Here is a 24,926-nt window from a genome sequence, read left to right as displayed (position 1 = left end):
TCCCTCGCAGCGTTCCGCCGTGTAGGGTGCTCTCGACAAGTTGCCCCCGAAGATTTTGCTGACAGGAGAAGAGTATGGCTGCAAGCAGGGCCAGGGCTCTTGCGCTGCTGGCCTGCGGCTGCGCATTGGCGGTCGGGAGCATCACAGGACAGGCGGCGGAGCCACCCGCAAACGCCACCACGCGTCCGTTGCTGCGTGCCCCCGTGGCATCCACCCCGTATGAGGTCCAGCCGAGCGGCCACTCGGTCTGGCTGCATGACCGCCTGCTGCAGGTCGCAGAGCTGGCGGGGGAGATTCACATCTATGACCGCGAGCGCGAAGTCGCCTCACTGCGCCTGCAGTTGCCGGAGCTGAGTGACTTCCTGCTGAGTGACGCCACGCTCACCCCCGGTGACACGGTCGTGGTCGCCGTCTGCGGACACCGCTACAACTCCGAGACCAGTTGCTTCCTCGGTACAGCCGCCCCGGCAGGGAATGTCATCCGCCGCTTTGAGTCGCCTTCCTATCGTGTCCGTGCGGTGGCGGCCTGCGAGGAGGATTCTGTCTGGACGGTGGGCGACCCGGTCGATGTTGCGTCTGCTGACACGCCCGCCCGCTCCGGCGCCATGCTGCGCCGCATCAGCCTGCGCGATGGCCGCCAGCTTGAGGCGGTGCTCGATCGCGAGAGCTTTCCGCCGGGGCGCTCCCCGGTTGCTTCAGGCTATCCGGAGACGGCGCTGTTCTGTCGCGAGGGCGGTGTCGGCCTCTACGCAGGTGCCACCGACGAGTGGATTGAGTACGACGTCGCCCGTAGCGTGCTTTCACGGTGGCGGCTGCCGAGCATCCAGCATCGTCCGTGGATGGCTGCCGAGCAGGCAGCGGCGTCGCTGGCTCCCGGCGAGCGGCGCACTCACATGACCGGGTTGGCCATGCTGGCGAGCGGCGAGGTCTATGCCAGCCTGCGCCAGCAGGAGCGCCTTTCGTCGCTGCTGAACCCGGATGTCCGCGTGGGACTCTACCGGCTGGTGAAGGATGGAACTGCCGCGCACTGGGAGCTTGTGCCCGGAACGCTGGCGGCCAGCAGCGCCCCCAATGCGCCGTTCTACGAACTGTACGGCAGCAGTGGCCGCAACATCGTCTACCGCCGCCGCGCCGACGATTTCCACTGGTACTTCTCGCCCGAACTTGCCGAATGAATTTCGAAGGTGGATGCGCAAGAAGGTTGCGCGGGGAGTCTTATCGCAGCGAGAACAGCAGCGCCACCAGCAGGGCCAGCATGGCGGAGAAGGCGCCCGACGAGTAATTGACGCCGTCATTGCCGAGCCGTCCATCGCGCTCCAGCGTTGCACCCAGCAGGCTGTCAAACAGCATGCCAAGCGTCGCCGCCAGAATCACCAGCGGAACCCAGCGCGTGGCCAGCAGCCCGGCCCAGACGCAGCTTGCAGCCAGCGCACAGGCTGCCGTAAAACCGGCGAATGTTCCGGCCGGTGTAAGCCCGCCATCGGTGCCCGGCTCACATTCCTCCAGCGTCAGAATGAACATGGGCGTGCCGCCCACCCACTGGCCAATCTCGCTGGAGACGGTGTCGGCAGCGGCTTCGGCCAGCGCGGCTGACATGCCAATCAGCAGCAGACTCACAGGCGCGCCTTCCACGAACAGCAGCGGCAGTACGCACAGCACCCCCACTCCCACGTTGGCCAATATCTGGTTGGCGCGGCGTCCGCCCTTGCGCTCCGCAAGCCCCTTGCGCTGCTTGTTGGAATGCCCCAGACGGGTTGACAGAAATGTGAGGAGGAAGAGGCAGAAGACCGGCACCAGTCCGCGGGGGCCAACCGCCAGGCAGAAGACGCTGGTCAGGGCCAAGCCGGCGGCGGCTGCGCCCGGTGTAACCGCACGCAGAGACCACGCCACCAGCGCCAGCGCCAGCGTGAAACCGATGGCAACCAGTGCGCCCGGAGCGGTCAACAGTGCGAGGTTGGGGAGACCGGCGAACATGAGAGAAACCTGTCAGTCCGCGTCGCGGGCCGATGCCTTGCATCGTAACAGAGATGTGCCATCCCGCGCGCAATGCCGCGAACTCTGCGCCGACCGGGAGTGCCTGCGCCTGACTTCGCACATCCCTGCGGCGGTCCGGCTGAAGCGTTGTGCGTGCCATCAGTCCGGCTTTGTGCAACCCTCACGCATCCGCTACAATGTTTGGGTCCCTTTTGGGCAAATTGAGGGCACATCGGAGCGTCAATGAGATTCATACGGATGGCCGTGGTCGCGGCACTCCTGAGCACCGCAGTCGTATTGACTAGCAGTTGTGGGGATACTTATCGTCCGGTTGCGAATCCTGTTTCTCCCGGCTCGGGTGATCCCGCCACCGTGGACGAAGTGGTGGTGGCCAATAACAACGGAACCAGCAATTCCTCACTGACCATTGTCGATGTCAGCGGCGCTACCAATTCGGGGAATCGTAAGCTGGGAGTGGGTGTCAGCGAGCTGGCATTCGGTCCTTCGCTTTCGACCATCTATGTCCCGGCTACGGGCAGTGACGCAGTCAACTACACGACGCTATATGGCACCACCGGTGTGCAGGGAACCGTGACCACGCGTTCGCTCTCCACCGGCTCGTCGCCGATTTCGATTGCGCGCATGTACAGCAGCAGCTTCACGTCGACGTTCATCGTCAACAGTGGCTACATCAGCGCGACCTCCGATCCGAGCTATCCGTGCCCGTCCAGCGGTTCCATTCGCGAGTTTGACCTGTCCACCAACGTGGCCATCTCACACAATATCTGCGTCGGCCCCACGCCCGTGTTTGCCGTGATGTCGCAGGATGCCGGCAACGTGTTTGTGCTGGATTCCACTGGCGTGGTTTACGTGGTCAACACCAAGACCTACGCCGTCACCAACACCATCACCGTGGGCAGCAATCCCGTTTATGCGGTGATGAGCCTGGATTACAAATACCTCTACGTTCTCAACCGTGGCGATGGAACCATCAGCGTGATTGATGTGAACTTTGAGGACGCCTCGGCTGCCGTGGTCAACACCATCTCCACCGGCGGCACCAATCCGGGATTCATGGCGCTGGACGGTCACTACCACCGGCTTTACGTGGCCAACACCGGCAGCAACACCATCTCGGTCTTTGACCTGACGACGCCGAAGCTGCCGACGGCCATGACCACGGCCTTCGCCGTGGGCACCTCGCCCAAGGCCATCGACGTTCTCGAGGACGGCAGTCGGGCTTACGTTGCCAACTCCGGAACCAACACCGTGAGCGTGGTGCAGGCTCCGGCCAGCGGTGGCACCAACTTCTCGTTGACCAAGACCATCACGATTGGCACCGATACCACCGATGCGTCCACCCGTGCCAACTGGCTGGCGGCCTCCGTCGACGGTTCGCGCGTCTTTGTGGCCACCACTGCCACTGGCGATCTCAAGAACAGCACCACGGTCATTGAGACCGCGACCGACAGCGTGCTGCTCAACTTGGCGGCGCCGTTGCAGTGCGATCCCACGCAGGGCGATACCTGCACCTGCACCCCAGCGACGACTTCCAGCTGCCCATTGCAGCGGCCGGTCTACATCGCCAATCGCGTCAATCCCTATACCGTGAAGTAGTTTTGCCGGAAGGCAAAAGGCGGGGCGGACTCAGGTCCGCCCCTTTTGCATGATGTGAGGAGTGCTTCTGCGGGGGGGGCTACTCGTGGGCGCGACGGCGGTTGTAGCGCATGGCGATGTTCATCGTCACGTTGCCGCCGGTGGTTTCAAAGCCCATCACCAGGGCCTCGGTGTCTTCCGTGCCTTCAAATCCGCGTGAATCCATGTGCACCAGCGGCGGATGAACCTTGAAGTGGAACCCCTGGTCGTTGAGCACGGTGATGGCGTTGCCGATGACCAGGTTCGCCAGTTCGCACACCGTCTCGCGCACCAGTTCATCGCTGGCTTCCACCTCGCCGCCCGACAGGTGCTCGGCGACCTTCAGGGCCGTCTGGGGTTCGCAATCGAAAATAATGCGTCCTTCAATGTCCCCGGAGAAGGCGATCAGGGCGGCCGCACCGTGGCGGTTGTAGGCCTCCTGCTCCATGGTCATATCGGTGACGCGGGTGGTGCCGTGCAGGGTCTCGGCCATGACGGCATCGGCCGCATTAATAAACGGCTGGATCAGTTCCATCCTCATGTGACTACTCTCCCGCCGCCGCACCAGCGGTGGCGAAGTCTCCAAGTACGTATTTTACGACCTCGTACAGCAGTTCGGGCTTGACCGGCTTCTGCACGAAATGGCGCGCGCCCTTCTGCAGGGCCGCCACAATGTTTTCCTGGTAGCCGACGCTGGAAACCATGACGATGCGGGCGTCGGAGTGCGAGTGCACAATGCGCTCGGCGGCCTCAATGCCCTCCATCTGCGGCATCGTGATGTCCATCAGCACGATGTCGGGAAGCGTACGGTCATATTCGGTGATGGCCGTGCACCCATCGCCGGCCTCACCGGCAAGCTGCCCGCCGAAGGCTTCGATGATGCGTGCCAGGTTCTTGCGGGCAAACACCGAATCGTCCACGACCAGGTAGCGAATTGGCTGCCCATCGCTGCTGCGTAACAGGGCGGGGAATTGCTCCATATAAGGTTCCTCACATCCGTCCGTGACAAGCACGGACTGCATTGTTCAATCAGGCCGGGTCAACCCCGATGCCTGTTTCTGAAAAGTGAGACACCAGGAATCCCGGTATCTCCGACAAACTTGCGATACGCATGGCATAGCCGCGCTCAATGGCCGCGCGAGGCATGCCAAACACCACACTCGATTCTTCGTCCTGCGCCACGGTCAGCGCGCCGGCCTGTTTCATCAGGCCCAGTCCGTTGGCGCCGTCCTCGCCCATGCCGGTCATCAGGATGCCAACCGCACGGGAACCGAATTCTTCCGCCACCGAGCGGAACAGCACGTTGGCCGAAGGCCTGTGCCCGCACTCGTGGCGATCGTCACTCAAAACCACACTGCCGCCGCTGATGGCGCGCCGCACCTTCATATGGCGGTCGCCCGGGGCTATCAGTGCGCGCCCGGCCAGCAACAGGTCGCCGGACTGCGCTTCCTTCACGTCGATGGCGCAGGCCTCGTCCAACCGCCGCGCAAACATCTCGGTAAAGCCCGGAGGCATGTGCTGCACAATCAGAATTGCTGCCGGAAAATCACTTGGCAGGTGTGACAGCACATATTCCACCGCGTTCGGCCCGCCGGTGGAGACGCCGATGGCCACAATGCGCGTGGTGTGGTCGCGCGTCAGCGGCTGCTTCGGCTCGGTCCGCTTGATGCCTGCGGCCGTCAGCGTCACCTTGCGCGCGCGGCGCGCACGCTGCAACGTGGCCGCTTTCAGCTTCAGGATCAGGTCCTCGCCGATGGTATCCATGTGCCCGGTCAGCGCGTCCTGCGGCTTGGCGATGAAGTCGAACGCTCCCAGCGCCAGCGCCTTGAATGTCGAGCTTGCACCCTCTCGCGAGTGTGCCGATACCACAACCACGGGCAGATCGGGGAACTGCCGCACAATCTGCTTCAAGGTCTCGATGCCGTCCATGCGCGGCATTTCGAGATCGAGCGTCACCACGTCGGGGCGCAGCTCCGGAATCTTTTTCAGCGCGAACTCGCCGTCCATGGCCGTGCCTACCACGCGCAGATTCGGATCCTGCTCAATGAGCATCGGGATCATCTTGCGCATGAGCGCGGAGTCATCGACGACCAGCACCCGGAGCGGACTCATGCCGTGACCTCCACGTGGCGTACGTCGCGCGCGCGGCCCGTGCTGCGGCCGATGATCGCGTGCAGATTCAGAATCAATACCACCTTGCCGTCGCCCAGAATGGAGGCGCCGCTGATCAGGTCCGTGGTCACCAGGTTGGTGTCCAGCGCCTTGATAACCAGCTCCTGCTCGCCCATCATGCGGTCCACCACCAAGCCGAACTTGCGGTCGCCTACGGAGACCACCAGCACGAATAACTTCTTCCCGCGCGCTTCGGGCGCGCCCAGCAGCTTGCGCATGCGCACCAGCGGCATCACCTCGTCGCGAAGCTGCAACACCTCATGCCCCTTGACGATGTGTACTTCGTCCTCGGCGCCGCGCATGATCTCCAGCACGGCGTTGACCGGCACGGCGTAGAGCTGGTCGCCGGCGCGGAAGAGCAGGGCCTTGATAATGGCCAGCGTCAGCGGCACGCGCAGGCGCATGGTGGTGCCTTCGCCCAGCGTGCTGCTCACGGTCACCGAGCCTTTCAGCCGCTCCATCACGGCCTTTACCACATCCATGCCCACGCCGCGTCCGCTGAATTCCGTGGCGGTATCGCGTGTGGAAAGTCCGGAGTGGAAGATGAGCGCCAGCGCCTCGCCGTCACTCATCTTGGTGGCTTCATCGGAGGTGATCACGCCCTTATCGATGGCCTTGCGGACGACGCGTTCCTTGTCGATGCCGCGGCCGTCGTCGCTGACTTCAATGACCACCTGGTTGCCCTGGTGGTAGGCGGTCAGGCGGATGGTGCCCTCGCGCGGCTTGCCTTTTGCGGCGCGCTCGTCGGGCGGCTCAATGCCGTGGTCCACGGCATTGCGGACCATGTGCATCATCGGCTCGGCCAGCGCATCCAGAATGCTCTTGTCGAGATCGGTGTCCTCGCCCTCGATGAGGATGTTAACTTCGCGTCCGAGTGACTTGGCCACGTCACGCACCACGCGCGGCAGGCGGCGGAACATCTGCTCCACCGGCACCATGCGGATCTTCATCACCGAGCGTTGCAATTTGTTCAATGTCTGCGACTGGAAGGCGACGGCGTCTGCCAGCTTGTTGCGCAGCGGATCGCGCCCGAAGCGGTGCGTTACTTCCAGCAGGCTCTGCTGCAACATGCTCTTGGCGATGATCAGCTCGCCCACCAGGTCGAGCACCGCGTCAATGCGGTCGGCTTCCACGCGGATGACCGAGTCGCTGGAACTGCTGACGGCGGCGCGTTCGGCGCGGCGCGCGGCAGCCTTGCCGGCCTCGGTCTGTGGCGCGGCTATCTCACGCGCATGCACCGTGGCCTCGGTGGCGTGATCGTGGGCTTGCGCGGCATCGCCGTTGGTCTTCGTTTCTGTCGCTGCTTCCGGTTGTGCGGACTCCGGAGCTTGAGGAGCGGGTGTCGCTTCGCTCTCCGGCTTGGCCGCGGCATCGGGCGCCGATGCGGTGCAGATGGAAACGCGAATCTGCGAGACCACGCCCGGTACACGGCACTTCTTCTCAATCCACTCCGCCGGATGATGGCTGGCCAGTGCCGCCTCAATCAGGTCGGGGATCTCCGTGGAGTTCTCCTCCGGACGCGAGGCCACCAGCGTGCCCACCTGCTGCATGGCAATGCGGATGAGCTGCAATCCGGCGGCGCGCATGGCGCACTGCGGGTCGAGCGTGAGGGCGATGTTGTAGACCGCCTGCCCGCGCACGGCGCTCTGCCGTATCTGCTCAATTTCGGCGTCGTTCCAGTTGAACTCCGGATTGAACTCGGCCTGCTCCTGCGTCTTGCCTTCCGCCACACGCTGAATCAGCTCGCGAAGGGTCTTGCCTTCCGGCGGAGGCATGTTGCTGCGGTAGGCCTGCAACATGCTGTCAAACGTATCGGCCGCACTCAGAATTAACTCGGGGACGGCGCTGCCGGAGCGCGACGCAATTTCCGGCGTCAGGACGTCTTCCATGGCATGCGCGCTCTCGCTGAGTTCGCGATAGCCGCACGCGGCGGCGTCGCCCTTCAGCGTGTGCACGGTGCGCCGGATGCTGCGCACAATCTCCATGTCTCCGGGCGTCTTTTCCAACTGCAAACCTTCTTCATTGAGCGCCTGCAGCAGCTCCTGCGCCGTCTCAAAGAAGAGATTGCGCAGTTCGTTGGCCCGGTCTTCGGAGAAAATTCCCACGGTTCGTCCTCGGTTGAGTCGTCAGTCGATACGTTGATACGCGGTGCCGTTGTTCTCGTGGATCATGCGGAACTGGTCGGTCAGCCCGAACAGGCTCTCGGCATGGCCCACGAACAGATAGCCGCCCGGATTCAAGCAGCGCCAGAACTTCTGAATGAGCCGCTTCTGCTCGGCGTCGTCAAAATAGATCATGACGTTGCGGCAGAAGATGACGTCATTGCGCGCCGGCAGGAACTCGGTCTTCAAATTGTGGAAGTCGAAGTGAACCAGCTCTTTCAGGTTGCGCTTCACCGCGTAGCGGTCGCCGGTCTTGTCGAAGTAGCGCAGACGGAAGGTGTAGTCCACCTGCTCCATCTGGTGCTCAAGGTAGCTGGCTTCCTGCGCCGCACGCAGCACGGAGTAGTTGATGTCAGAGGCCAGGATGTCGACCTTCCACGGCGGCGGGATCAGCGGCTTCGGCGATGGCATCTCAAAGGGCAGGGGATTGCGCAGGTAGTAGTAGGCCAGCGCGTCGGCCACGATCATCGACAGCGTGTAGGGCTCCTGTCCGGTCGAGCAGCCCGCGCTCCAGATGCGCAGGTTCCAGTCGCGGCGCTCCTGCTTCTTGTGCAGCATGTCCTCCAGAATCATTTTCTGGAACAGGTCCAGTTGGGGACGGTTGCGGAAGAAGCTGGTCTCGTTGACCGTGAGATTCTCCAGCAGCGCGCCCAGCTCCGCCTTGCCCTCGCGGCTGGTGAGCAGACGGTAGTAGCTGTAGAACGTGTCCAGCCCGCAAATCTTCAGCCGGCGCTGCAGACGGTCCTGCAGAAAATGCGCGCGGCGCTCGTCGAAGTACATGCCGCATTCCTGATAAATCAGGGTTTGCAGCAACTTCAACTCCGCTTCGGTGAGCGTTACATTGGGAGATAAGGAGTCCATCGTTTTAATAATCCGTTCCGAGCCCTGTTTATGCGGCTCCGGCCGTGTCCGCCATCTCTCCGAGACGGCGCAAGTCGCCCTTCTGCATGATCTTGCTCAATTCGATCAGGATGATCAGCCGGCCGTTCAGCTTGCCTACGCCGGTCACGTAGTTCAATTCGCCTTCCTGGAATACGTCCGGTGGCGGCTCAATCTGGTCGGGCGGAATCTTCAGAACCTCGCTGGCGGTATCCACCAGCAGGCCCACCAGCCGTCCATCCAGCTCAGCCACCAGAATGCGGTTCTTCTTGTGCGGCACCACCCGGCTCTCGCCAAAGCGCTTGCGCAGGTCGATGACCGGAATGATCTTGCCGCGCAGGTTGATGACGCCCTCGATGTACTCCGGCGAGTCGGGGACCGCCGTGATTTCCATCGTGCGCACAATCTCGTGCACCGAACTGATCGGCACGCCGAAATTTTCGGTACCCACGCGAAACCCGACTACGTGAACATCCTTTGCCATGGCGGCTCCCCCTACTTCGCCGAGTTCAGCGCGAATTTGCTGCCGCTCAGCTTGCGCGTTTCCTCATAGTGGCGCTGCTCGTCCAGCGTGAAGCGGTCAATGGACTCCAGCAGCGAACGCGCCATCTTCGACATCTGTTCGGCCGAGGCCGCCAGCTCCGTCGAACCTGAGGTCTGCGACTGCACCATCTCGCGCATGCGCTCCATGGCGCGAACCACGGCCTGTGCGCCGCCCGCCTGCTCTTCCACGCTGCTGTTGATCTCGTGCGTGATCTCGTTCAGACGTGTGGTCGACTTGGCGATCTGCGAGCTGCCATTCGACTGTTCGTTGGTGGCCGCGCCGATCTCCTGCGCGAACTTGTAAACCTCGGTGACCACGTTGCTGATCTTGCGCAGCGCCGTGCTCAGGTCGCCGCCCAGCGTCAGGCCTTCGTCGACGATCGCCGTCGAGCGCTCCATGTTCTCCACGGCCTTGCGGGCTTCCTTCTGGATGCTCTGGATCAGCTCGCTGATTTCCTTGGTGGAGGAGGCGGACTTTTCCGCCAGCTTGCGCACTTCGTCGGCAACCACCGCGAAGCCCAGTCCGTGCTCGCCGGCGCGGGCTGCTTCAATGGCCGCGTTCAGTGCCAGCAGGTTGGTCTGCTCGGAGATGTCGTCGATGACCTCGATGATCTTGCCGATGTCGTCGGCGCGCTGTCCCAGTTCCGAGATGATTGTGGAAGCCGAGCCGATGGAGGAGTTGATGCGGTTCAAGCCATCGGTGGTCTTGGTCATGGTGCCAATGCCGCTCTGCACCTCTTCGCGCGACCGGTTGGAGATATCGAGCAACACTTTGGCGGTATCGGCCACGCGCTGGATGCTGGCCACCATCTCGTCGATCGAGGCGGAGGTCTGGCTCACGCTGGAAGCCTGCATCTGCGTGTTCTTCACCATGTTCTGCACGTTCACGCTCATCTCGTGCATGGTGCTGGTCACTTCGTCGATGGCCGAGGCCGACTGCACACTGATCTTGGCCGATTCTTCGGAGGCGTCCGCCACCTGGTTGCTGCCGGCGGCCACCTGTGCGGCGGCGTCGCGCACGTTGCGCGTCAAAGTCCGCAGGCCCAAAGTCATCTTGGCAAAGGCGTGGGCCAGCGTGTCCTTGCTGGAGCGCGGCTGCACTTCCATGCTGAGGTTGCCCTCGGCAATGGCCTCGCTGACGGCGGCCATCTCTTTCAGGTAGTTCACCAGATTGCGGAAGGTCGCGGCCAGCACGCCAAGTTCGTCGTCGCGCTGCACATCCACTTCCTGGCTCAGGTCGCCGCTCTCGCCAATCTCGCGAGCCACGTTGATCAGGTGCTCCAGCGGCGTGGTGATCTGCTCGGCGCGGGTGTAGGCCACGTAAACGCCCACCACCAGGCCGATGATCAAGGCCGCAATGTTGATGAAGATGCTCCAGGTGGCCACCGCGTTGGCGCTCGCCTTGCGGTCATCTACAGACTTGTGGGTCTCGGCCTCAATCTGGTCCACCATCTGGTTGGCGTCCTTCATCCATTGGGCCGGGTTCAACTGGAGATAGGTGATCTGCAGATCCGCCACGGTCGAGTCGCCAGCATCAACGTGCTTGCGCTTCTCAATCATCACGTTGGCGAACTCAGTCACCCACTTGCGTTCCTGCTGGTCCAACTGCGCCAAAGACTTGCGCTGGGGGGAATCCTCGGGAGCCTTGTTCTGGGCGTCAGCCAGCGCCGACTGCAGGGAACGGATCCCGTCGGTCAGGTGCGCCGCTTCATCGGTGCTGCCGCTCAGAAGGTAATTGCTCAGGCTCAGACGGTTCTGCATCATCTGATACCGCACCGTCTCGGTCGCCTGCGACAATTCCATCGCCTTGTTGCTGGCGTTGCGTGCACTGCTCTCACGCCACATCGTGAACATCGTGGCCAGGAACAGGACCAGCATCAACGCGATGATGCTTCCAAAGCTGTAATAAAGCCGTTTGCGGATTGTCATTCCCTTGTCTCCAGCGCCAACTGCGCTTACGACTGCTTTACGAAATTAATCACCACCACGACGGTCGACTCCTGTGGAGCCGAGGCGAACTTCCAGCGCCGTACAGCGCTTTCCGCCGATTGAACCAGCAGGGGATTGCCGCCCAAGGTCTTCACCTGGCGCACCTGTCCGCCCGCAGTCACCACAACTTCCAACTTGACCGCGCCCGCGATCCCCGCCCGTTTTGCAATTTCCGGATAATCCGGCTGCACGCGCGAAACCACCGCGCGATCACCAACCATGTCGAGTGCTTGTGCCGGGACGCATCCCAGAGCGCCCAAGCCGACCAATGCTCCCAGGACTGCTGCCCGTGTACCCTTGAACTTCATTGAAGCCGTACTCCTCCCTGCATTGATCCGCAGTCTTTTATGCACGGCGGCTTCCAACACGGCCATGCGCTGCGGATTTCTAAATTCTTATTGTTAGGGTCTACTAAATGTTTAAGTTACCGCGAAAGTACGAGGCGCTACAGTGGCGGAGGTCCTTGTCCTTTCGTCATCTCGGGCGTCTCACGCGTAACCCGTTGACGGCTATCAGTCTCAAGGTGAGACTGATAGTGATACACAAGGCTCCATCCCCGACAATTTATTTGACTCAAGTTGAGATTGGCCCTAATTTGACATTGAGTTAGGCCGGAATGGCACGACAGTTCTCAATTGCCGATGGCCTGCTCAAGGTTCCCGCCTCATCGATGTCAACGGAAAAGCCCATCTCCGACCCCGTCTTTGGCGCGGCCGCCTCACTTTCAGCGGCTGCCAGTCTGGATTTGCTGGGATTGGATTCCGCCCACGAATTGCGGCAGTTGCTGGAGGTTGCCAACGAGATTGGCGGCTCTGGCAAGCTGGAAACTCTGCTGGAAGGCTTTGTGGAACGCGCCGTGCGCTTCCTGGGCTTCCGGAGGGCGTTCATTGCGCTTCTTCCATCGGACGGCCGCAGTCAGTTGGTCATCCTTCCAGACCGCAACGCCCATCAATTCGATTACTTCGAAGTTCCCGCCAACATGCGCGACCGCATGTTGCAGCGTGAGGAGATCTTCTATTCCGAAGACGGCTCCAACCTCGTTGCCGAGACGCGCCTGGGAACGCAGTTACGCATCAAGCAGATAATGCTGGCACCGCTGAAGCGCTCGGACGGGCGCAACCTTGGCATGCTGGGCGTGCTCGACAAGGTGAGCGGGGAAGCGATCAGCACGGAAGACGTGCGCAAGGCTGGCGCCCTGGCCGCGCAGATGGCACGGGTCCTCGAAGGGCGGCAGAGTCTTCTGGCAGCCGAAGAGCAACGCCGCCGTGCGGAGAACCTGATTGCCCTGGCTTTTGATATTGGCACCAGCCTTCGAGTGCCCGATCTTGTGCGCGTGCTCGGCACCCGCGCCACGGACATGCTCGGGGGCGAAGCCGTGGTGGTGGCCCTGGCCAACGGCCCCTCGGTGGAGGCAGTCTTCATGGAGCCGGCGGTGCGCGACTCCAGCCACATTCGCCGCCTCAACGCCGTGCTGGGCGAGCTGGCGTTCCACGGCGCGGAGTTGATCCGCATGGGCAGCGCCCGCGAGCTGATGGGCGAATACCTGGCCGATGCCCTTGGCTGGCAGGACCTGATAGTGGCGCGTCTGCGCGGCACCGGTGGCGACCTGATCGGCCTGCTGTGCATTGCCAACCGCGGACAGTCGCTGACCGGCGACGAGCGAGCCACGTTGCAGGCGCTTGTTTCCCACGCCTCCGTCGCGCTGGATAATTCGCGGCTCTTTTCCCGCATCGCGCAGGCCAACAGCCAGTGGACCGAGATTTTCGACTCGATTACCGACCTGATCGTCGTTCACGATCAGAACCACCGGGTGTTGCGCGTCAATCGCAGCATTGCGGAGTTCATTGGCGTCAGCCCCAAGGACCTGATTGGCCTGACCATGCGCGCACTCATTGCCATGACGCAGGGTTCAGCGCCCGACAGTTGCCCGTTCTGCCGTTCAGGCTCAGATTCGAATGATGAATTCGTCCATCCGGTGCTTGACCGAACCTATCTGGTTTCCACCTCGGTGATTCATGGTTTGCTTGAAGGTGGCGACCAGACTATACACATTCTGAAGGACATAACGGATCGCCGGGAAGCCGAGCGACGGTACCGCGAAATCTTCGAGAACATTCAAGAAGGCCTGTTCTTCTCCACGCCCGATGGAAGGCTGGTAGAGGTCAACGAGGCCATGGTTCGCATGCTCGGCTATGACTCGCGCGAGGAGCTGCTGGCTGTTGACATTCCGACCGGCATCTATGCGCGCTCCGAGGTTCGCGAGCAGAACAAGCAGCAGTTGGAAAGCAAAGGCGTGCTTCGCAACTGGGAGCAGAAGCTCAAGCGCAAGGACGGCTCCACCATCTACGCCTTGGAGAATTCGTTCGCGCTGCGCGATCCGCAGGGCAAGGTCACACAGTACCGCGGCGTGCTGCTCGACATTACGGAGCTGAAAAACTTCCAGTCCGAACTCCAGCGCCAGCGCGACTTTAACGACAAGATTCTCAACAACACCCAGAGTCTCATCCTGGTGGTGGATACCGCCGGGTTGATCTCCTATGCCAACCGCCGCTGCTATGAAATGGGACGTCCGGCCGAGGAGACACTTGTTGGAACTCCGCTGATGAGCCTGGTGGTGCCGGAGAGGCGTGAACTGCTGCGCAAGGCCTTTGCCTGGACGCTGGTGGGCCAGCCGGTCGACAACCTTGAGCTTCCCATTCAGCTTGGCACGGGCGAGGCCGGCCGCTTCTCGGTGAACCTGAGTCCGATGCGCGATGGCAGCAACCACGTCAGCTCCATTGTGGCCGTGATGAGCGACATTACGCAGGAAGCCGTGCTGAAGGCGCAGTTGCTCCAGACGGAGAAGATGGCGGCAGTCGGTCAGCTTGTCAGCGGCGTAGCTCACGAGGTCAACAACCCATTGACGGCCATCCTTGGCTTTGCCGACCTGCTCTCCTCGCGGACGGAGATCACCGAAGAGAGCCGCGCCGATCTGGAGATCATCATTCAGGAGGCGCAGCGCACCAAGCAGATTGTGCAGAACCTGCTCAGCTTTGCCCGCCAGACGCCTCCACAGCGCGAGCCGCTCAACGTCAATGACCTGCTGCGCCGCACCGTCTTGCTCCGAACCTATGACTTCACCAACTCCGGCGTGGAAGTGGCGGCCGATTATCAGGAGCCGGCCCCGGAACTGGTTGGCGATGCGCACCAGCTTCAGCAGGTGTTCCTCAACATCCTGAACAATGCTTTTGACGCCGTGCGGGAAGCGGGCGGGCAGGGGAGCATCCGCATCCAAAGCCGCTTTGAGAACGGTTGGGCTGAGGTGCGCTTCCAAGATAACGGCAAGGGTATCGCGGCGATTGATCGCATCTTCGATCCGTTCTACTCCACCAAGGAAGTTGGCAAGGGGACAGGGCTCGGGCTGAGCATCTGCTACGGCATCGTGCATGAGCACGGCGGGGAGATCACGGCCGCCAATCCACCGGAGGGCGGAGCGCTGTTTGTGGTGCGCCTGCCGCTGCAGGCTGCGGCGGCACCGCATGGAGGGACCCAATGAGCACGCCTGCGGTGAACCTGCCGCCTCTGCTTGTGGTTGAGGACGAACCTTCGGTGATGGCCTTCGTGGTGACTACCTTGCGCCGCTACGGCTACCAGGTGGAGTGTGCCTCCAACGGTGTCCATGCCTTGGAGATGCTGGCGCAGCCGCGCGAGTTCAGCGGCGTCATCACGGATATGCGCATGCCCGGCGGCGTGGATGGGGCAGACGTTTACCAGTGGCTGAAGATGAACCGCGCCGAACTTGCCGCGCGCCTGCTGTTCATCACCGGCGATACGGTGAATGACGAAACCGCCCGGACGCTGGCCCGCACCGGCGCGCCGTTTGTTGAAAAGCCCTTTCGTATCATCGACTTCATCAACGCCGTGCAGAAATTGCTTGAAGGTGTTGAGGTATGAGCACCGAGGCCAAAATCCGCTTTCTCGTGGTGGATGACCAGCAGAGCATACGGCGACTCTGTGTGACCATTGGCGCCAGCCTCGGCTTTGCCTGCAACGAGGTGGAAAGCGCCGAGAAGGCGCTGGAGATGCTCGACAGCTTTCTGCCGGACATTGTGCTGGTGGATCTTCGCATGGCGCAGATGACAGGACTGGAGTTTCTGGCACGCCTGAAGCAGCAGTTGCCGCGCACGGAAGTGGCCATCATGACCGGCTATGGCTCCATCGAGAGCGCCGTGCAGGCCATGAAGCTAGGCGCCTACGACTACATCACCAAGCCCTTCCGTGTGGAGGAACTCAAGCTGACCCTGCAGCGCATGGCCGACAAGGTTCGGCTGGTGCTGGAGAACGAATACCTGCGTGCCAAGGTGGAGACCGAGACGCACTTTGCCGGGATTGTAGGTGCCCACCGCAAGATTCAGGACGTGCTGCGCATGGTTTCGCGCCTGAAAGACACGCGCGTGCCGGTGCTCATCACCGGCGAGAGCGGAACGGGCAAGGAACTGGTGGCGCGTGCCATACATTTTCGCGCCGAATCGCAGGGCGGGCAGTTTGTGGCCGTCGATTGCGGCTCGCTGGCTCCGACCCTGATCGAGAGCGAGCTGTTCGGCTACGAGAAGGGGGCCTTCACCGGCGCGGCCAAGTCGAGAAGAGGGCTGATTCAGGAGGCTGACGGCGGCACGCTGTTCCTTGACGAGATTGGCGAACTGCCGCTTGACCTGCAAGCCAAGCTGCTGCGCGTGCTGGAAGAAAAAGAGGTTCGTCCGCTGGGCAGCAACCGCTCTGTGAAGGTCAACGTGCGGGTGGTGGCCGCCACGAATCGTGATCTGGAAAAGGCTTATAAGGAAAGCACTTTCCGTAAAGACCTCTTCTTTCGCTTGAACGTTATTCCGGTACATCTGCCGGCGCTGCGCGAGCGCAAATCGGACATTCCACTGCTGGTGCAGTGGTTCCTCGACCGGCTCTCCGACGAGCCGCTGCGCTTCAGCACGCAGGCGCTGACGGCGATGATGAACTACGACTGGCCGGGCAACGTGCGCGAGTTGAAGAACGCCGTGGAGCACGCCGTTACCTTCCGCAACGGCCCGCTGATGGGGTTGGAGGATCTGCCGCAGGTGCTGCGCGCCAAGCAAGTGCTGGCGCCGCCGCGCGCGGAAGTCGAGCAGCCTCAACAGATACCGCTGCCGGGCTCAACCGATTTGGAAGAGATTGAGCGGCGCACGATTCAGCGGGTCTTCGACCAGGTTGGCGGTGACAAGGTCTTGGCACAAAAGTTACTGGGGATTTCACGCGCGACCTTGTATCGCAAGTTGAAACGGTACAACATAGTCAAACTGGCGGAACAGCCGATGTCGCATGGTGCGCTCAGCAGGCAGATGTAGGTGGTATTGAGCGGCTGCCGGTGGTTTGTCTCACAAGTGAGACGGTTGAGACTCGTTCTTTGCGGGAAGAATCTCAAATAAATCAGCTACTTACGCTCCCCCGAATTTGGCCTGAGGTTTGCATAATAATTCCAAGGTTCTTTGTCTCTGCTGACGGCAGAGGGCGGTGCTTCTAGCGTCGCCGAACCTCGGAGAGTATGCGGTGAATCAGCCAACGGTTTTGATCGTCGCCGATGATGCGGAGTTTCCTCGCGCGCTGATGGCCCGGTGGGGCGCGGAGCGCATGGCGGCTCCCCTGACCATAGTGGGCAGCAACCTGTTGGCGGAGGCCGACGGGCCTGCGGCGGAAGTCTCGGTGGTGGGTGGCGTGGAGCTGGCGAAGATGCTGGAGCTGGTTCCGGTACTCATGGCCCGCGTGCCGGTGGTGCTGTGTCTGGCTGAGACGGGCGAAGATGCGGAGACGTTGCACCACAAGTTTCCCAAGCTGTGCGTGCTGCGGCGCGCCGAAGGCTGGGAGGAAGCGGTGGTGGCGCTGGTGAGTGAGACCCTGCGCCGGATGGATGCCACGGAGCGGGCGCGCTCGGCGGAAGAACTGGCTGAGGAATTGGCACGGCACGCGGCGCTGGGCCGCTATATGCTGGAGATGCGTCACGGCTTCAGCAATGCGTTGACCAGCGTGCTGGGCAACAGTGAACTGCTGTTGATGGACCCGCAGCGGCTGGGCGAAGAAGTGTGCGGACAGTTGGAGACCATCCACGCGATGGCGTTGCGGATGCATGAGATCCTGCAGCGCTTTTCGTCGCTGGATAAGGAGATGCAGTTTGCGGGCAAGAAGTCTCAAACTGAGATGGCATGGCCCAAAGCGGCCTCGGGTTTGTAAGATGATGTCAGGTAAGGCATTTGCGAGGGAAGGTGCGCGGTGCTGAAAAAAGTATTAATCGTGGATGATTCGCAGGCGGAAAGCCGCCTGATGCAGTCATTTCTGGAAGCAGCCGGGTATTGGGCGGTGTCCATTAACGACCCGCTGCGCATTGAGCAGACGATCGACGTCGAGCGCCCGAGTTTGATTCTGCTGGATGTGGTGATGCCGGGCCGGAACGGTTTCCAGGCATGCCGTGAGCTGAAGAGCAATCCGCAGTATCAGGGCATTCCGGTCATCATGGTGACCAGCAAGGGCGGCGAGAGCGACAAGTTCTGGGGACGCCAGCAGGGAGCCGACGGCTACGTGGTGAAACCGTTCAACTCCGAATCGCTGTTGGGCGAAGTGCAGAGAGTGATCGGATAGACCATGGACGAGCCGCAGAAGACGACACAGCAAACGCCGATGGTGCCGCAGAGCGACGAGCAGGTGGAGGACATCGTCATTGATTCCAGCCTGCCGGAGAAGCAGTACTGCGTCTTCCGGGCGGGCCGCGAACGCTTCTGCCTAGCAGTGCTGGATGTGGACGAGGTTGTGGACTGGCCGAAGGTGACGTCGATGCCACTGTCGCCGGCGTTCATGATGGGCATCTTCAACCTGCGCGGAACCATTGTTCCGCTGATTGACATTGCGTTTACGGAAGTGCGGCGGGCGGATTTGCCGCCGAAACAGGTGGTGGTGGCGTGCCTGCGGCGCGGCGGAGAGCATCCGGACCTGCGGCTGGGCATTGCCGCCGATGAAGTGATTGGGACTTATACCACCAACGAACCGTTGCTGGTGGACGAAGCGCCAAAGGACGTTCCGCACTGCTGCGGCATGTTGCGGCATGAGACGCGCCTGGCGCTGGCGCTGGATCTGGAAAAGGTTCTGGAGAACTTTCCGGTTCCGGCGATTTAACGGGGATTTTTACGAACCGGCCACGGGCCGGGTGAGTGTGCAGTTCTTAAGCGCGGCGCAGTAGGCCGCGTGGAGGCCGATATGAAAGGTCGTCTGAATTCAGCCATCGGATTGCTGGTGGTTGTGAACTTCGTCGTGCTGTTTGCCGTGCTGGTGCTGGCGTTTGAGTCTGGCGCCTCGGGCGGGGCAAAGTCGCTGGCCGATATTGCCAAGCTGAACAGCACGGGGCTGGGAATGCTGGTGGGCGCGGTGGTGCTGGCGCTGCTGGGCGGCGTGCTGATCTGGGCGCGGCTTTCGGCCACGCTGGTGCAGCCGGTCGAAAAGCTGGCCGAATTCAGCGATGCGCTGGGCAACGGCAATTTCCGCGTGCAGCTTGACGTTGAGAGCGACGACGACTTTGGCTACATTGCGCAGAACCTGAACCGTGCAGCCGGCAAGGCTGCGGCGGCGCAGAGCAACCAGGAGCTGCAGGACCAGTTGCAGCGCTCGGTCACGGACTTCCTGACGATTGTGAGCCAGGTGGCGCGCGGCGACTTAACGCTGCGCGGCAAGGTGACCAACGACGCGCTGGGCAACGTGGTCGACTCGGTCAACTACATGCTCGACAACTTCACCAAGGTTCTGGAGCGCGTGCGCAAGGCCGCCGTGGACGTGCAGACGAGCGCCAACGAGATTCTGGCGTCGTCGGACGTGATGTCGCGCGGCGCCACGCAGCAGGACCAGGAGATCACGAACACCTCATCGGCCGTGGAGCAGTTGACGGTCTCGATGAAGCAGGTGTCGAACAACGCGGAAGCCAGCGCCGAAGCCGCGCGCCGCGCGCTGGACGCCGCCGAGCAGGGCAACCGCTCGGTGCGCGACACGCTGGAAGGCATGCAGCGCATCCGCGCCTCGGTGCAGGCAACGGCCAAGAAGATCAAGTCGCTGGGCGACCGCTCGCTGGAAATCAGCGAGATTATCAACGTCATCAATGACATTACCGAGCAGACGAACCTGCTGGCGCTGAACGCGGCCATCGAGGCTGCGCGCGCCGGTGAGGCGGGCCGCGGCTTCGCCGTGGTCGCCGACGAAATCCGCAAGCTGGCTGAGCACTCGCGCACGGCCACCAAGGACATTGCCGCGTTGATCAAGGCCATCCAGGCGGAAACGAACGAAGCCGTGGTGGTGATGGAAGAAGGCACGCGCGAGGTGGAAGTGGGCGCCAAGCTGGCCGATCAGGCAGGCAAGGCGCTGGAAGCAATTTCGAGCGTGGTGCGGCAGTCGGCGGAGCTGGTGCAGGAGATTTCACTGGCCTCGAAGCAGCAGGTGCGCGGCACCGAAGGCGTGGCCAACGCCATGCAGATCATCTCGGGCATTACGCGGCAGACCTCGCAGGGAACGCGCGCGACGGCCCGCACGGTGGAAGAGATGGTGAAGCTGAGCGAACAGTTGAATGACGCGCTCTCGCAGTTCCGCATCCAGAACGCGCCGCGTGAAGCGGCACAGGCAGCGCGCTAAGCCGCGGCAGTAAACGAGAAGGCAAGCAGTGGCCGATGAAGTCTACAACCCGGTTGTAACCGAGCACGAACTCTCGGAGGTTCGCACGCTGATTGAGCAGCGCTCAGGCGTGCACTTTGATGAGTCGCGCGAGAGGTTTTTTGCGCCGCGCGTGCGCGATTACATGACCAGCCGCAGGCTGAGCCATGGGCTGGAACTGGTGCGGCTGCTGCGCACCTCAAACGTGGAGTATGAGGCGCTGCTGCAGGAGCTGTTGACGCAGGAGACGCGCTTCTTCCGCTATCCGGAGCTGTTCACAACTTTTGAGCAGAAGGTTCTGCCCGAGCAGCACATGAAGAAGTTCTGGCAGACGCCGCGCACGCTGCGCATCTGGAGCGCGGGCTGCGCCACGGGCGAGGAGCCTTACAGCATCGGCATCAGCCTGTGCGAGTCGCTGGCTTACGCCGAGGCGTGGAACATCAGCGTGCTGGCCACCGACATCAGCCGGCAGGCGCTGGAGTTTGCCGAGCGCGGACGCTACCGCCGACGCGCCGTGGAGAACGTGACGCCGCAGCAGTTGGAAAGCTACTTCCAGCAAGATGGCGACGAGTGGGTAGTGAAGCCGAAGGTTCGCAGCCTGATCAACTTTGCGCCTCTGAACTTGGCACAGCCCATCTACATGGGCCGCTTCGACGTCATCTTCTGCATGAACGTGCTGATCTATTTCACCGACGAGCGGCGTGCCGCAGTGGTGCAGCGCTTCTACGAATATCTTGAGCCGGGCGGATACCTGTTCCTGGGCCATGCCGAGAGCGTGGCCGGACTGCCCGTGAAGTTCAACCAGGTGATGTGCGGCGACGTTCGCCTGCTGCAGAAGCCCTTGAACGGTGGCGCTGCGGGCGGAGGAGAGGATCAGCGATGAGCGGCCCGGGCCAGGAGATGATCGAGCTGTTCCTGCAGGAAGCCAGCGAGCACCTGCAGTTTCTGCGCGAGTATTCGGGCATCCTGCAGGACCCGTATCCGCTGCAGGAAGATATCGAGCGGCTGTACATCTCTGCGCACGGGTTGGCCGGCACGGCCGGTACTTACGGTTACAAGCTGTTCAGCGAAGTTGCCAGCAAGCTGGCGCACATCTTCCAGTACGCGATGAATGCGACGATCTCGGCGGACGCGACCGCGCCGCTGGTGGAGTTCATCTACGAAGCGGTGGCGGTGCTGGAGAGCGACCTGCTCATCATCAGCCAGAACTCGGTGGAAGCCGAGGATGACATTGCGGCCTTTAAGATGCGCTACCCGTTCGCCTTCCAGCCACCGACACAGCCGGTGGAGGAAGTGCCGGACGTGATGCTGCCGCCGCAGGCCGAAGAGGCTCCTGTGGAAGCGGCCCCTGTTGCGGAAGAAGCAGCGCCGGTGGCGGAGGAATTTGCGGTCGCAGAGGTCGCGCCGGAACCCGCAGCCATTGAGCAACCGGCACCTGCGCCGGTGTTGCCGCAGGAAGCCGCGGAAGAAGCGGCGCAGCCTGTCTTCGAGTCCGCCGCGCCGATTGAAGCCGAACCTGTCGTGCCCGAGCCGGTTGAGCCTGCGATGGCGGAAGAAGCGCCTGCGCCGGTGGCTCCGGCGGTGGAAGAGATTGCAGAACCGGCAGAGCCAATTATTGAGGACGTGCTGGAGCCGCTGGTTCCGGAAGTTGTTGCCAGTGCGGCTGGGCCGCTGACCACGCCCGAGGCCGAAGCTGAGATTGAGCCGCTGATTCCTGTGGCAGCCGAAGAGTTAGAGCCGCTCGCGGAAATTCTGCCAACGCCGGTGGAAGAGCCGCTGCTTGAGATTGAAGAGCCTTCGCCAGTCGAGTCTGAGGTTGCTGCTTCAGTGGTGCCTGAGCCGGTTGCTGCGGCTGTTCAGCCCGCTGCGCCGGTGAAGTCTGCGCCAAAGCCACAGCCGACTCTGGATGAGCTGGCGGCGCGGCTGCCGGATGTTGAGCCGGATGGCGAGCTGCCGGAAGAGGTGATGGAGTTCTTCATCCCCGAGGTGGAAGAACACCTGCAGATCGTCACCGAGTGCCTGTTGGCGATTGAGGCCAGCCCGAGCCAGGACGAGATTCACAAGCTGTTCCGCGCCATGCACACCATCAAGGGATCGGCCGCGCAGGTAGGCATGCAGCGCATTTCGCACGTGGCGCACAAGACCGAAGACCTGATCGGCAAGATGCGCGATGGTGAATTGCAGCCCAACAGCCAGATCATCGACCTGTGCCTGGAGACGGTGGACGTGCTGAAGAAGCTGGTCTACCGGCAGTGGGAGAGCGAAGAGAGCTTCCAGCGGGCGGCCAAGCTGCTTTGGGTGAAGATCGATCGGTTGGCTCCGGAAGAGCCGGAAGAGATCGAGAGCGCTCCGATGGGCGAGGTGCCCGCCGAAGTGTTCGAGGCGCCTGCAACGGCCGACGAGCCGCAGCCCGTGCTGGGCGCGGCCGCCGCAGCCGCCGCCGAAGAAGACATTCTGCAGTTGGAGTTGGACGAGCAGACGCAGCAGGCGCTGGAGAACGTGCTGCCCGCTGTGCCGGAAGCCGCGAAGCCTGCTCCCGCGCCGTTAGCGGAACCCGTGTTGGATTTGCCCGAGCCGATGGCTCCGCCGGCCTTTGAGCCGGAACCGGTTGCGGCAGTTACTGTGCCCGCACAAGAGCCTGAACCGATTGCGCCTCCGGTTATCACGCCTGCGGCAAAGGCACCGGCGGTCGCTGCCGCGATTCCTGCGGCACCGAAGTCCGAAGTGGCCAAGCCTGCAGTGGCTCCGCCTGCGATGCCCGTTGCGCCTAAGCCTGCGGTAGCTGCGGCTCAGCCTGAGGTTCCTGCCGTGGCGGCAACTCCGTTGGCGGCGGTGGCGGCGGCCTTTGGCACCGAGCTGAAGCCGGAGACGGAAGAAGATGTGGCGCTGGTCCGCAAGGAGCCGGTCAGCGTCGCGCAGTCCAAGAGCGTGCGTATTGCCCTGCAGCGGCTGGACCGCATGATGAACGTGGTCGGCGAGCTGGTCATCAACCGCACGCGCATGCTGGGACGCCTGACCGAACTTGAGCGGCTGGCCGACGTGCTGAACTTCAGCAAGGGCCGCATGAGCGACAAGGTCAGCGAGTTTCAGGAGAAGTACGAGTACAGCCGCATCAACGCCACGCCGCAGATGGAAGCGCCGAACTTCCACGCCATCGCTTCGGGGGACTTTCCGTTCAAGGGCGGATATTCCAGCTACGCGCGCGCCATCGATCCGTCGCTGGCCGAGTTCAGCGAGCTGGAGATGGACCGCTATGACGACTTCGGCATCCTGTCTCGCTCGCTGACGGAAATTTCCGCCGACATCACAGAAGTGCTGACGCAGCTTGACGGTTTTGTGCGCCGCGTGGACGGCGACATCGACGAGTTCACCAAGCTGGCGCACCGCCTGCAGGATGAGATCACGCAGGCGCGCATGGTGCCCATCGGCAATCTGTATACGCGCATTTCACGCACGGCGCGCGACGCGGGCAAGGCGACCGGCAAGCAGGTGGAACTGACTCTGGCCGGGGCCGACACGGAACTGGACAACAACATTATTCAGCAGATCAGCGACCCGCTGCTGCACCTGGTGCGCAACGCGGTGGCGCACGGCATCGAACGCGCCGAAGAGCGCTACGAGGCGGGCAAGAGCGACGTGGGCAACGTGGCGGTGCGTGCCTACCATCGCGGCAATCACATTTACGTGGAAGTGGAAGACGACGGACGCGGTGTCGATTTCGACCGTGTGCGCGCCATCGCGCAGGAGAACGGGCTGCTCTCGCACGAGCAGGCGGAGCGCGTGGGCCAGCGTGAGCTGATTGACCTGCTATTCCAGCCGGGCTTCTCCACGGCCTCGCGCAAGACGGAACTGGCGGGCCGCGGCGTTGGACTCGACGTGGTGCGCTCGAACCTGAATGCGCTGAATGGCGAGATTGAGGTCGAAACGCAGAAGGGCATCGGCTCGCGCTTCACGCTGAAGGTGCCGCTAACGCTGATCATCTCGCAGGCGCTGTTTGTGCGCTCGGGAGATCACACGTTCGCCTTCCCGCTGGGCTTTGTCGAGGAGATCCGCCGCATCCGCGAGTCGGACATTGACGAGGTGGGCGGCAAGCTGATGACGAAGGTCCGCGACGTGACGACCGAGGTCATACGGCTGGACGCGCAGCTTGGACTGCCGCCGATTCAGGCTGTGGGCGGCTGGTACCGGCTGGTCATCGTCAACGTCTCCGGACGGCAGGTGGGCATCGTCGTCGAGGAAGTTCTGCGCAAGGACGAAATCGTCATCAAGAACATGGGCGAGTACCTGCGCAACGTCAAGATGTTCCCGGGCGCGACGATTGCGCCGGACGGCAGCCTGATCCTGCTGGTGGACATCAACCGGCTGATTGTGGGCGAAGCCATCGAGCGGCGTCCGCTGGCCTCGATTGTGAACACGGCGGCGGCGCGGCTGTTTGCGCCGGGCGCAACGGCGGTGGCCACCGGAGCGATTCCGGCGGCGGCCATCGACCAGGTGGAGAAGGAAAAGGTTGTGGTGCTGGCCGATGACTCGATCAGCGTTCGCAAGTTCGTGGGACGCATGCTGGAGAAGGCTGGATACCGCGTGAAGCTGGCGGCCGACGGACTCGAGGCGCTGGAAATGGCAACGCAGTTCGAGTGCGACCTGGTGATCACCGATCTCGAGATGCCGCGGACCAACGGCTACGAATTGATGCTGCACTTGCGCCAGAACCCCGAGACCAGACATGTGCCGGTGATGGTGGTGACCTCACGCGCCGGTGCCAAGCACCGCGACCGCGCGATGAAGGAAGGCGCGGCGGCCTTCATGGTGAAACCGGTGCAGGAAGAACAGTTCGTGGCGCAGGTGGCGCAGTTGATCGGCGCGCCTGGCGTGGTGACGACACACTAG

The 24,926-nt window shown here is 62.5% G+C and carries 20 protein-coding genes; 11 read left to right on the top strand and 9 right to left on the bottom strand.

Features of this window, described 5'->3' with window-relative positions:
• The first annotated feature begins 74 nt into the window (after window positions 1–74).
• Complete coding sequence (locus AC6IZO_RS06765) at window positions 75–1,175, top strand: hypothetical protein (RefSeq protein WP_497809280.1); 1,101 nt, start codon at window positions 75–77, stop codon at window positions 1,173–1,175.
• Window positions 1,176–1,215: 40 nt separating this feature from the next.
• Here the strand turns inward: AC6IZO_RS06765 and AC6IZO_RS06760 are convergent, their stop codons facing one another.
• Window positions 1,216–1,974, bottom strand: coding sequence for a DUF92 domain-containing protein (locus tag AC6IZO_RS06760; RefSeq protein WP_497809278.1), 759 nt, complete (start codon window positions 1,972–1,974; stop codon window positions 1,216–1,218).
• Window positions 1,975–2,217: 243 nt separating this feature from the next.
• Here AC6IZO_RS06760 and AC6IZO_RS06755 point away from each other — a divergent pair, with 243 nt between their 5' ends.
• Window positions 2,218–3,591: a YncE family protein gene (locus tag AC6IZO_RS06755; RefSeq protein WP_497809276.1), complete on the top strand. Its 1,374-nt coding sequence runs from the start codon at window positions 2,218–2,220 to the stop codon at window positions 3,589–3,591.
• Window positions 3,592–3,670: 79 nt separating this feature from the next.
• Here the strand turns inward: AC6IZO_RS06755 and AC6IZO_RS06750 are convergent, their stop codons facing one another.
• The 8 genes from AC6IZO_RS06750 to AC6IZO_RS06715 are packed head-to-tail and all read right to left on the bottom strand — an operon-like array spanning window position 3,671 to window position 11,728.
• On the bottom strand, window positions 3,671–4,150 hold the full coding sequence (locus AC6IZO_RS06750; RefSeq protein WP_497809274.1) for a chemotaxis protein CheX: 480 nt from the start codon (window positions 4,148–4,150) through the stop codon (window positions 3,671–3,673).
• A gap of 4 nt (window positions 4,151–4,154) precedes the next feature.
• Window positions 4,155–4,589, bottom strand: coding sequence for a response regulator (locus AC6IZO_RS06745; RefSeq protein ID WP_497809272.1), 435 nt, complete (start codon window positions 4,587–4,589; stop codon window positions 4,155–4,157).
• Between the two features lie 49 nt (window positions 4,590–4,638).
• A complete protein-coding gene (locus tag AC6IZO_RS06740) occupies window positions 4,639–5,721 on the bottom strand; it encodes a protein-glutamate methylesterase/protein-glutamine glutaminase (protein WP_497809270.1) in 1,083 nt (360 codons plus the stop codon).
• Window positions 5,718–7,886: a chemotaxis protein CheA gene (locus AC6IZO_RS06735; protein WP_497809268.1), complete on the bottom strand. Its 2,169-nt coding sequence runs from the start codon at window positions 7,884–7,886 to the stop codon at window positions 5,718–5,720. Before AC6IZO_RS06735 ends, AC6IZO_RS06740 begins: the two co-directional genes overlap by 4 nt.
• Before the next feature lie 21 nt (window positions 7,887–7,907).
• Window positions 7,908–8,804, bottom strand: coding sequence for a CheR family methyltransferase (locus tag AC6IZO_RS06730; RefSeq protein ID WP_497809266.1), 897 nt, complete (start codon window positions 8,802–8,804; stop codon window positions 7,908–7,910).
• A 28-nt stretch (window positions 8,805–8,832) separates the two neighbouring features.
• Window positions 8,833–9,306 (bottom strand): chemotaxis protein CheW, encoded by a 474-nt coding sequence (locus AC6IZO_RS06725; protein ID WP_497809264.1) that lies wholly within the window; start codon window positions 9,304–9,306, stop codon window positions 8,833–8,835.
• An 11-nt stretch (window positions 9,307–9,317) separates the two neighbouring features.
• Window positions 9,318–11,294, bottom strand: a complete 1,977-nt coding sequence (locus AC6IZO_RS06720) for a methyl-accepting chemotaxis protein (protein WP_497809262.1) — start codon at window positions 11,292–11,294, stop codon at window positions 9,318–9,320.
• A 26-nt stretch (window positions 11,295–11,320) separates the two neighbouring features.
• Window positions 11,321–11,728 carry an energy transducer TonB gene (locus AC6IZO_RS06715; RefSeq protein WP_497809260.1) on the bottom strand — a complete coding sequence of 136 codons (408 nt, stop codon included), beginning with the start codon at window positions 11,726–11,728 and terminating at the stop codon, window positions 11,321–11,323.
• Window positions 11,729–11,970: 242 nt separating this feature from the next.
• Between AC6IZO_RS06715 and AC6IZO_RS06710 the strand changes: the two genes are divergently transcribed.
• The 9 genes from AC6IZO_RS06710 to AC6IZO_RS06670 all read left to right on the top strand — a co-directional run bounded on the left by AC6IZO_RS06710 (window position 11,971) and on the right by AC6IZO_RS06670 (window position 24,926).
• Complete coding sequence (locus tag AC6IZO_RS06710; protein ID WP_497809258.1) at window positions 11,971–14,889, top strand: PAS domain S-box protein; 2,919 nt, start codon at window positions 11,971–11,973, stop codon at window positions 14,887–14,889.
• Window positions 14,886–15,287: a response regulator gene (locus AC6IZO_RS06705; RefSeq protein ID WP_497809256.1), complete on the top strand. Its 402-nt coding sequence runs from the start codon at window positions 14,886–14,888 to the stop codon at window positions 15,285–15,287. Before AC6IZO_RS06710 ends, AC6IZO_RS06705 begins: the two co-directional genes overlap by 4 nt.
• Window positions 15,284–16,708: a sigma-54-dependent transcriptional regulator gene (locus AC6IZO_RS06700; protein ID WP_497809254.1), complete on the top strand. Its 1,425-nt coding sequence runs from the start codon at window positions 15,284–15,286 to the stop codon at window positions 16,706–16,708. The genes AC6IZO_RS06705 and AC6IZO_RS06700 overlap by 4 nt, the downstream gene beginning before the upstream one ends.
• Window positions 16,709–16,910: 202 nt before the next feature.
• A complete protein-coding gene (locus AC6IZO_RS06695; protein WP_497809252.1) occupies window positions 16,911–17,588 on the top strand; it encodes a hypothetical protein in 678 nt (225 codons plus the stop codon).
• Window positions 17,589–17,627: 39 nt separating this feature from the next.
• On the top strand, window positions 17,628–17,993 hold the full coding sequence (locus tag AC6IZO_RS06690; protein WP_497809250.1) for a response regulator: 366 nt from the start codon (window positions 17,628–17,630) through the stop codon (window positions 17,991–17,993).
• Between the two features lie 3 nt (window positions 17,994–17,996).
• The gene (locus AC6IZO_RS06685; RefSeq protein WP_497809248.1) at window positions 17,997–18,524 is read left to right on the top strand and encodes a chemotaxis protein CheW; all 528 of its coding nucleotides are present in this window, start codon (window positions 17,997–17,999) and stop codon (window positions 18,522–18,524) included.
• Window positions 18,525–18,605: 81 nt separating this feature from the next.
• The gene (locus AC6IZO_RS06680) at window positions 18,606–20,021 is read left to right on the top strand and encodes a methyl-accepting chemotaxis protein (protein WP_497809246.1); all 1,416 of its coding nucleotides are present in this window, start codon (window positions 18,606–18,608) and stop codon (window positions 20,019–20,021) included.
• 28 nt (window positions 20,022–20,049) lie between these two features.
• Entirely contained in the window at window positions 20,050–20,922 is an 873-nt protein-coding gene (locus AC6IZO_RS06675; protein WP_497809244.1) for a CheR family methyltransferase, read from the top strand.
• Entirely contained in the window at window positions 20,919–24,926 is a 4,008-nt protein-coding gene (locus AC6IZO_RS06670; protein WP_497809242.1) for a hybrid sensor histidine kinase/response regulator, read from the top strand. The genes AC6IZO_RS06675 and AC6IZO_RS06670 overlap by 4 nt, the downstream gene beginning before the upstream one ends.

It is taken from the genome of Oryzophilus luti (genome assembly GCF_059726245.1).
This window is presented reverse-complemented; position numbering and strand designations above follow the sequence as displayed.

What these genes read in the sequence shown, in the direction of transcription:
- AC6IZO_RS06715 (WP_497809260.1), bottom strand. Translation starts at nt 11,728, where the DNA reads ATGGCCGTGTTGGAAGCCGCCGTGCATAAAAGACTGCGGATCAATGCA.
- AC6IZO_RS06720 (WP_497809262.1), bottom strand. Translation starts at nt 11,294, where the DNA reads ATGACAATCCGCAAACGGCTTTATTACAGCTTTGGAAGCATCATCGCG.
- AC6IZO_RS06740 (WP_497809270.1), bottom strand. Translation starts at nt 5,721, where the DNA reads ATGAGTCCGCTCCGGGTGCTGGTCGTCGATGACTCCGCGCTCATGCGC.
- AC6IZO_RS06710 (WP_497809258.1), top strand. Translation starts at nt 11,971, where the DNA reads ATGGCACGACAGTTCTCAATTGCCGATGGCCTGCTCAAGGTTCCCGCC.
- AC6IZO_RS06755 (WP_497809276.1), top strand. Translation starts at nt 2,218, where the DNA reads ATGAGATTCATACGGATGGCCGTGGTCGCGGCACTCCTGAGCACCGCA.
- AC6IZO_RS06730 (WP_497809266.1), bottom strand. Translation starts at nt 8,804, where the DNA reads ATGGACTCCTTATCTCCCAATGTAACGCTCACCGAAGCGGAGTTGAAG.
- AC6IZO_RS06750 (WP_497809274.1), bottom strand. Translation starts at nt 4,150, where the DNA reads ATGAGGATGGAACTGATCCAGCCGTTTATTAATGCGGCCGATGCCGTC.
- AC6IZO_RS06685 (WP_497809248.1), top strand. Translation starts at nt 17,997, where the DNA reads ATGGACGAGCCGCAGAAGACGACACAGCAAACGCCGATGGTGCCGCAG.
- AC6IZO_RS06705 (WP_497809256.1), top strand. Translation starts at nt 14,886, where the DNA reads ATGAGCACGCCTGCGGTGAACCTGCCGCCTCTGCTTGTGGTTGAGGAC.
- AC6IZO_RS06725 (WP_497809264.1), bottom strand. Translation starts at nt 9,306, where the DNA reads ATGGCAAAGGATGTTCACGTAGTCGGGTTTCGCGTGGGTACCGAAAAT.
- AC6IZO_RS06745 (WP_497809272.1), bottom strand. Translation starts at nt 4,589, where the DNA reads ATGGAGCAATTCCCCGCCCTGTTACGCAGCAGCGATGGGCAGCCAATT.
- AC6IZO_RS06700 (WP_497809254.1), top strand. Translation starts at nt 15,284, where the DNA reads ATGAGCACCGAGGCCAAAATCCGCTTTCTCGTGGTGGATGACCAGCAG.
- AC6IZO_RS06765 (WP_497809280.1), top strand. Translation starts at nt 75, where the DNA reads ATGGCTGCAAGCAGGGCCAGGGCTCTTGCGCTGCTGGCCTGCGGCTGC.
- AC6IZO_RS06760 (WP_497809278.1), bottom strand. Translation starts at nt 1,974, where the DNA reads ATGTTCGCCGGTCTCCCCAACCTCGCACTGTTGACCGCTCCGGGCGCA.
- AC6IZO_RS06680 (WP_497809246.1), top strand. Translation starts at nt 18,606, where the DNA reads ATGAAAGGTCGTCTGAATTCAGCCATCGGATTGCTGGTGGTTGTGAAC.
- AC6IZO_RS06670 (WP_497809242.1), top strand. Translation starts at nt 20,919, where the DNA reads ATGAGCGGCCCGGGCCAGGAGATGATCGAGCTGTTCCTGCAGGAAGCC.